The following is a 7,079-nucleotide window of genomic DNA, read 5'->3' on the forward strand; positions in this document are numbered from 1 at the left end:
GCCCCGAGTCTTGTGTTGCCCGCGAGGCCGCCTTCGCGGGCAAGCCTCGCTCCTACGGGATCGAGGTTTGCCGCAGGTTTGTGCACGACGCCGAACCTGTAGGAGCGAGGCTTGCCCGCGAATCGAGTGCGCAGCACTCGCCACGGCCATGACCTGACCACTTTCAAAGAGGGTGCATTCAATGTCCCAAGAATTCGATTACATCATCATCGGTGCCGGCTCGGCCGGTAACACCCTGGCGACCCGTCTGACTGAAGACGAAGGCGTCACCGTCCTGCTGCTCGAAGCGGGCGGCCCGGATTACCGTCTCGACTTCCGCACGCAAATGCCGGCCGCCCTGGCATTCCCACTACAAGGTCGTCGCTACAACTGGGCCTATGAAACCGATCCAGAGCCACACATGGACGGTCGCCGGATGGAATGCGGTCGCGGCAAGGGCCTGGGTGGTTCTTCGCTGATCAACGGCATGTGCTACATCCGTGGTAACGCCATGGACTACGACAACTGGTCGAAGCTGCCCGGTCTGGAAGACTGGACCTACCTCGACTGTCTGCCGTATTTCCGCAAGGCGGAAACCCGTGACATCGGCCCGAACGACTACCACGGTGGCGACGGTCCGGTCAGCGTGACCACGCCGAAAGCCGGCAACAACCCGTTGTTCCACGCGATGGTTGAAGCCGGCGTGCAAGCCGGTTACCCGCGCACCGAAGACCTCAACGGCTACCAGCAAGAAGGTTTCGGCCCGATGGACCGCACCGTGACGCCGAACGGCCGTCGCGCCAGCACCGCGCGTGGTTACCTGGACGTCGCCAAGAAGCGTTCGACCCTGACCATCGTCACCCATGCCCTGACCGACAAGATCCTGTTCGAAGGCAAGCGTGCGGTCGGCGTGCGTTACCTGATCGGCGCCGCTGAAGAGCGCGTTGAAGCCCGCGCCCGCAAAGAAGTATTGCTGTGCTCCGGAGCCATCGCTTCGCCGCAGATTCTGCAACGCTCCGGCGTCGGCCCGGCCGAACTGCTGAAAAAACTCGACATCCCGGTGGTCCACGACCTGCCAGGCGTTGGTGAAAACCTGCAGGATCACCTTGAGCTGTACCTGCAATATGCCTGCACCCAACCGGTTTCGCTGTACCCCTCGCTGCTGCTGCACAACCAGCCAGCCATCGGTGCCGAGTGGCTGTTCAACGGCACCGGCATCGGCGCCAGCAATCAGTTCGAGGCCGGTGGTTTCATCCGCACTCGTCCGGAATTCGATTGGCCGAACATTCAGTACCACTTCCTGCCGGTGGCGATTAACTACAACGGCAGCAACGGTGTGAAAGAGCACGGCTTCCAGGCGCACATGGGCTCCATGCGTTCTCCAAGCCGAGGTCGCATCCAGGCCAAGTCCAAGGATCCGCGCGAGTACCCGAGCATCCTGTTCAACTACATGGCCACCGAGCAGGACTGGCAGGAATTTCGCGATGGCATCCGCCTGACCCGTGAAATCATGCAGCAACCAGCGCTGGACGCCTTCCGTGGCCGCGAAATCAGCCCGGGCATCGAGGTGCAAACCGATGAGCAGCTGGACAAGTTCATCCGCGAACACGCCGAAACCGCGTTCCACCCGTCCTGCTCGTGCAAGATGGGCACCGACGAGATGGCCGTGGTCGATGGCGAAGGTCGTGTGCACGGCATGCAAGCCCTGCGCGTGGTCGATGCCTCGATCATGCCGATCATCACCACCGGCAACCTGAACGCGCCAACAATCATGATGGCCGAGAAAATCGCCGACAAGATCCGCGGTCGCAAGCCATTGCCGCGTAGCAAGGCTGCCTACTACGTGGCCGGTGATGCACCGGTGCGTGGCAAGCCGTTGCGGGATGTGAGCCTGACTGCTCAGTAAGGCGTAATACCGAGGCGCGGCCTTCGCGAGCAAGCCCGCTCCCACATTAGATCGGTAGTGAACACAAATTTTGTGAACGCCAGAGATCAAATGTGGGAGCGGGCTTGCTCGCGAAGGGGCCCCAACAAACAATACATAATTTCCTGCTCCATACCGGGCAATCCTCTCTTACTCCGCTACGCCCTTGATCCTCCCCTTGCGCAGGCCTAATCTAGCGCCACGCAAACGTTTCTCCCCCTCGCAATACCGATACATCGCAACTCCATGCCAAGGAGGTTCCCGAATGTTCGATTTCCACCCCCAGCTCAAGCAGCGTTTTGCTGCCTTGCGCACGGGCGCTGAATTCTTTTCGCTGCGTTATGTACGCGAATCCGGCCAGTACCTGTCGGTGCGCAAGAACGTCGCCGAACCGCCGAGCCTGAGCCGTGACGAAGGCGCGATGCTGACCGTTCGGGTCAACGGCGTCGAAGCCTATGCCGCGACCAATGACCTGTCCCAATCCGGTCTGCAAGCCGCGCTGGAGAAAGCCGAGCAACAAGCCCGTCGACTCAAACCTCACGCCCTGCTCGACCTGCGCGAGCAAGCCGTCTCCAGCGACCGCGCCGACTACTTATCACCCAATCTTGACCAGCCCTTCCCGTCCCTGAGCGATTGCTACCAGTTGCTCGGCGCCGAATCTGCCGCCGTGCCCAAGGACGAGCGATTGGTGAACTGGCAGGCGAGCATCGGCATCACCAACGTCGAGCAAATCTACCTCAACAGCGCCGGTGCCGAGTTGCGTCAGGCCCAGCGCTTCGTCTACCCGAGCATGGACGTCACCGCCTTCGACGGCAGCGACAGCCAGACCCGTAGCCTGGGCCGCGAGAACTTCGGCCAGCAGGGCGGCTTTGATGTGATCAGCCGTTGCGGCCTGATCGGTGCCGGCCCGAAAGTCGCCGATCAGGCGCTGCAATTGCTGCTGGCGCCGAACACCCCGCAAGGCCCCCGCGATCTGTTGCTGATGCCCGATCAAATGATGCTGCAGATCCACGAGTCCATCGGTCACCCGCTGGAACTGGACCGCATCCTGGGCGATGAGCGCAATTATGCCGGCACCAGTTTCGTCAAGGCAGAAGACTTCGGCAGCCTGCAATACGGCTCCGAACTGCTCAACGTGACGTTCGACCCGGACATCCCCGAGCAACTCGCCAGCTACGGCCATGACGATGATGGCAGCGCCGCCAGCAAGCAATTTCTGATTAAGGAAGGTTTGCTGCTGCGGCCATTGGGCGGTGCGCTGTCGCAATTTCGCGCCGGCATGGATGGCGTTGCCAACAGCCGCGCCTGCGGCTGGAACCGGCCGCCGATCGACCGCATGGCCAACCTCAACATCGAGCCCGGCGATCAGCCGCTGGAACAGCTGATCGGCAACATCGAGCACGGCATTTTGATGAGCACCAACCGTTCGTGGTCCATCGACGATGCGCGCAACAAATTCCAGTTCGGTTGCGAATGGGGCCAGTTGATCGAAAACGGCGAACTCAAGGGTGTGGTGAAGAACCCGAACTACCGGGCAATTTCCGCACAATTCTGGAAAAGCCTCAGCGCTGTCGGCGATGCCAACACCGTCAAAGTGCTAGGCACGCCGAACTGCGGCAAGGGCGAACCGAACCAGGTGATCCGCGTCGGTCACGCGTCGCCGGCCTGTGTGTTCAGCAATGTGGATGTGTTTGGGGGAGATGCCTGATGAGTACTGCCACGAGCACTTCAAATAGCCAGGCCGAGTCGTTCAAGGACCTGGTCAATTGGCTGCGCGATGCACTGCGCACGCCGGAGCAATTCACCCTCAGCTACGCCGCCGAGTCATCGGCTTTCGTGCGTTTCAACCACGCCAAGGTCCGTCAGGCCGGGCAGGTGCAGCAAGCGAGTGTCGGGTTCAAACTGATTAACGATGGTCGTCATGCCGATCTGAATATCACGCTGTCGGGCGACCACGAAGTTGATCTTCAGCGTCTGGCCGAAGGCCTGCAACAGTTGCGCGAAACCTTGCCACTGTTGCCTCAGGATCCATACCTGCTGCTTAACCAGAACGACTGGCAGAGCAACAACGTGCAGGAGCATCCGCTGCCGGACACCGAGCAAGTGGTCGCTGAAATCACCCAGGCTGCCGAAGGGCTGGATCTGGTCGGCTTCTATGCCGCCGGGCCGATCAGTCGCGGTTTCGCCAGCTCCTCGGGCGCGTTCGGCTGGCATCAGGCCAACAGCTTCAACTTCGATTTCAGCCTGTTTCATGAAAACGGTCAGGCGGTGAAAGCCAGCTATGCCGGGCACGACTGGAGCAGCGAAGGCTTTGCCAGGCGCTTCCAGCAGGCCCGCGAGCAGTTGGCGTTTCTGGGTCGGCCGTTGCGCACGCTGGCGCCCGGCGAATACCGCGCCTACCTGGCGCCGGCTGCGCTGGAAGAAATCATGGGCATGCTGAGCTGGGGCGGTTTTTCGGCCCAGGCGATTGCCAGCAAACAGAGCCCATTGCAGAAGTTCTACGCCAGCGAAGCCTGCTTCAGCCCCAACGTATGGTTGAGTGAGCAGGTCAGCGGTTCCTTGAGCCCGGCGTTTTCCGACGAAGGTTATCCCCGCGATGATCTGGGGTTGATCGCCAAAGGCATGGCCAATGCCCGACTGATCAATTCCCGCAGCGCCGCCGAATACGGCCTCGCTGCCAACGGCGCCAGCAGCCATGAGTACCCGACGGCGCTGGTCATGAACGGCGGCGATCTGGAGCAGAAGGACATCCTCAAGCGCCTCGGCACCGGGCTTTACATCAGTAACCTCTGGTACCTGAACTACTCGGACCAACCGGCAGCGCGCCTGACCGGTATGACCCGATTTGCGACCTTCTGGGTCGAGAACGGCGAGATTCAGGCGCCGGTGAGCACTATGCGGTTTGATGACAGCGTCTACAGCCTGCTCGGTTCGCAGCTGGAAGCGTTGACCGAGGAGCGTGAATTGCTGCTGTCGGCCAGCACCTACAGTCAGCGGGCGACTGCTTCGGCACTGTTGCCGGGCGCGCTCGTCAGCCGACTGACGTTGACGCTGTAAAAAAGCTTCGCGGGCAAGCCTCGCTCCTACAGGATCGGGGGTTGCCGCGGATTTGCGGCAAACGTTGTCGTGGATTTTGCGGCCGGCTCCAAACCTGTAGGAGCGAGGCTTGCCCGCGAAGAAGTCACCACGGTTTACCTGACTTACACCCACAAGAGGTCCCATGCCCGACCGCCCACCTCTCGACGCCATCACCGCCCGCTGGGTACCGTGGGTTGTGGCCATTGCCTTCTTCATGCAGTCCCTCGACGGGACGATCCTCAACACCGCGCTCCCCGCCATGGCCCGGGACCTGGCCGAAGACCCGCTGCGCATGCAGGGCGTCATCATCGCCTACATGCTCACCGTCGCCTTACTGATCCCCGCCTCCGGCTGGATCGCCGACCGTTTCGGCACCAAAAAGATCTTTTTCGGCGCCATCCTCCTGTTCAGCCTCGGCTCATTGCTCTGCGCCTTGTCCAGCACCCTGAGCATGCTCATCGGCGCCCGGGTGATCCAGGGCCTCGGTGGCGCGTTGATGTTGCCGGTCGGGCGTTTGGTGGTGCTGCGCGCCTATCCGCGCTCGGAACTGGTGCGGATCATGGGTTTTATCACCATTCCCGGCCTGCTCGGCCCGCTGATCGGCCCGACCATGGGCGGCTGGATGGTGCAATACCTGACTTGGCATTGGATCTTTCTGATCAACCTGCCGGTAGGTGTCCTCGGTTGCTACGCGGTGTGGAAATTCATCCCTGACCTGCGCGGCAGTGAACGCACGCGCTTCGATAGCCTGGGCTTTTTGCTGTTCGGCGCGGCGATGGTATTGATCACCATCGCCATGGAAGGCCTCGGCGAACTGCACCTGCCGCACTTGCGGGTGATGTTGCTGCTGTTCGGCGGCATGGCGTGTCTGGCGGCGTATTGGCTGCGGGCCGGGCACATCGACAATCCGCTGTTTGCGCCCTCGCTGTTCAAGACCCGAACCTTCGCCGTGGGCATCCTCGGCAACCTGTTCGCTCGCCTCGGCAGCGGCGCCCTGCCCTTTCTGGTGCCGTTGCTGCTGCAAGTGGCGCTGGGTTACTCGCCGTCTCAGGCCGGGATGAGCATGCTGCCCCTGGCTGCGGCCGCGATGGTCGCCAAGTCGGTGGCGCGGCCGCTGATCGAACGCTTCGGCTATCGCAGCGTGCTGACCGGCAACACACTGGCGCTGGGGATCATGCTGGCCAGCATGGGCCTGGTCAGCGAGCAGACGCCGTATTGGCTGCTGCTGGCTCAGTTGGCGGTTCTGGGGGCGATCAACTCCTTGCAGTTCACCGCGATGAACACCGTCACCCTGATCGACCTCGACGACGCCAGCGCCAGCAGCGGCAACAGTTTGCTGTCGGTGGTCGCGCAATTGTCCCTGAGCCTCGGTGTGGCCTGCGCCGGCGCCCTGCTCGGTGGCTTCACGGCAGAGATCGGCAATGACGGCGTGGACACGGTTCTGGGCGCGTTCCAGCTGACGTTTGTGACGGTTGGAATCATGGCGATGCTCGCTGCAACCATCTTCTCGCAGCTTTCACCCAAGGATGGCCGACGGATGGTCAGCCGCGAGCACGATATAGAACATTGATTTGTAGCAGCTGCCGAGGCACGAGGCTGCGTTGCGTGTCCGCAGGACCGCCCTCGGGGGCTGCTTCGTAGCCCAACGCAGCCTCGTGCCTCGGCAGCTGCTACGACTTCTCGTCCGGAAACTTCAGGCGAATGGCCATGAGACTGATACACTGCGCGACATTTTGTTTTGCAGGCCAGTCCCGTGACCACCATCGCCACCGCTTTTAATACTTTGCCGCTGTCCGCCGCCATGCTGGCTAACCTCGACTCCCTCGGTTATGCCCAGATGACGCCGATCCAGGCGCAAAGCTTGCCGGTGATCCTCCAGGGGATGGACCTGATCGCCCAGGCCAAGACCGGCAGCGGCAAAACCGCCGCCTTCGGTATCGGCTTGCTGAACCCGATCAATCCGCGCTTCTTCGGTTGCCAGGCGCTGGTCATTTGCCCGACTCGCGAGCTGGCTGACCAGGTCGCCAAGGAAATCCGTCGTCTGGCCCGCGCCGAAGACAACATCAAGGTCCTGACCCTGTGTGGCGGCGTGTCCTTC

General features: G+C 61.9%; 5 protein-coding genes. All 5 read left to right on the top strand.

Going from position 1 to position 7,079, the window contains the following annotated elements:
• The first annotated feature begins 181 nt into the window (after positions 1 to 181).
• Positions 182 to 1,885: a choline dehydrogenase gene (betA, locus tag ACIPLA_RS19380; protein WP_192344860.1), complete on the top strand. Its 1,704-nt coding sequence runs from the start codon at positions 182 to 184 to the stop codon at positions 1,883 to 1,885.
• A gap of 283 nt (positions 1,886 to 2,168) precedes the next feature.
• Positions 2,169 to 3,611, top strand: a complete 1,443-nt coding sequence (locus tag ACIPLA_RS19385; protein ID WP_401175114.1) for a TldD/PmbA family protein — start codon at positions 2,169 to 2,171, stop codon at positions 3,609 to 3,611.
• Entirely contained in the window at positions 3,611 to 4,960 is a 1,350-nt protein-coding gene (locus ACIPLA_RS19390) for a TldD/PmbA family protein (protein ID WP_401175116.1), read from the top strand. The genes ACIPLA_RS19385 and ACIPLA_RS19390 overlap by 1 nt, the downstream gene beginning before the upstream one ends.
• 163 nt (positions 4,961 to 5,123) lie before the next feature.
• Positions 5,124 to 6,551, top strand: a complete 1,428-nt coding sequence (gene mdtD / locus ACIPLA_RS19395) for a multidrug transporter subunit MdtD (RefSeq protein WP_401175118.1) — start codon at positions 5,124 to 5,126, stop codon at positions 6,549 to 6,551.
• A gap of 231 nt (positions 6,552 to 6,782) precedes the next feature.
• Positions 6,783 to 7,079 (top strand): DEAD/DEAH box helicase (locus ACIPLA_RS19400; RefSeq protein WP_401175166.1); only part of this gene is annotated, 297 nt, incomplete at its 3' end.

The sequence above is a fragment of the Pseudomonas sp. NPDC086112 genome (assembly GCF_044746425.1).
Lineage (GTDB): Bacteria > Pseudomonadota > Gammaproteobacteria > Pseudomonadales > Pseudomonadaceae > Aquipseudomonas.

Bases quoted from the DNA above. Each gene is read 5' to 3' on its own strand.
- ACIPLA_RS19385 (WP_401175114.1), top strand. From the start codon at position 2,169: ATGTTCGATTTCCACCCCCAGCTCAAGCAGCGTTTTGCTGCCTTGCGC.
- ACIPLA_RS19390 (WP_401175116.1), top strand. From the start codon at position 3,611: ATGAGTACTGCCACGAGCACTTCAAATAGCCAGGCCGAGTCGTTCAAG.
- mdtD (WP_401175118.1), top strand. From the start codon at position 5,124: ATGCCCGACCGCCCACCTCTCGACGCCATCACCGCCCGCTGGGTACCG.
- betA (WP_192344860.1), top strand. From the start codon at position 182: ATGTCCCAAGAATTCGATTACATCATCATCGGTGCCGGCTCGGCCGGT.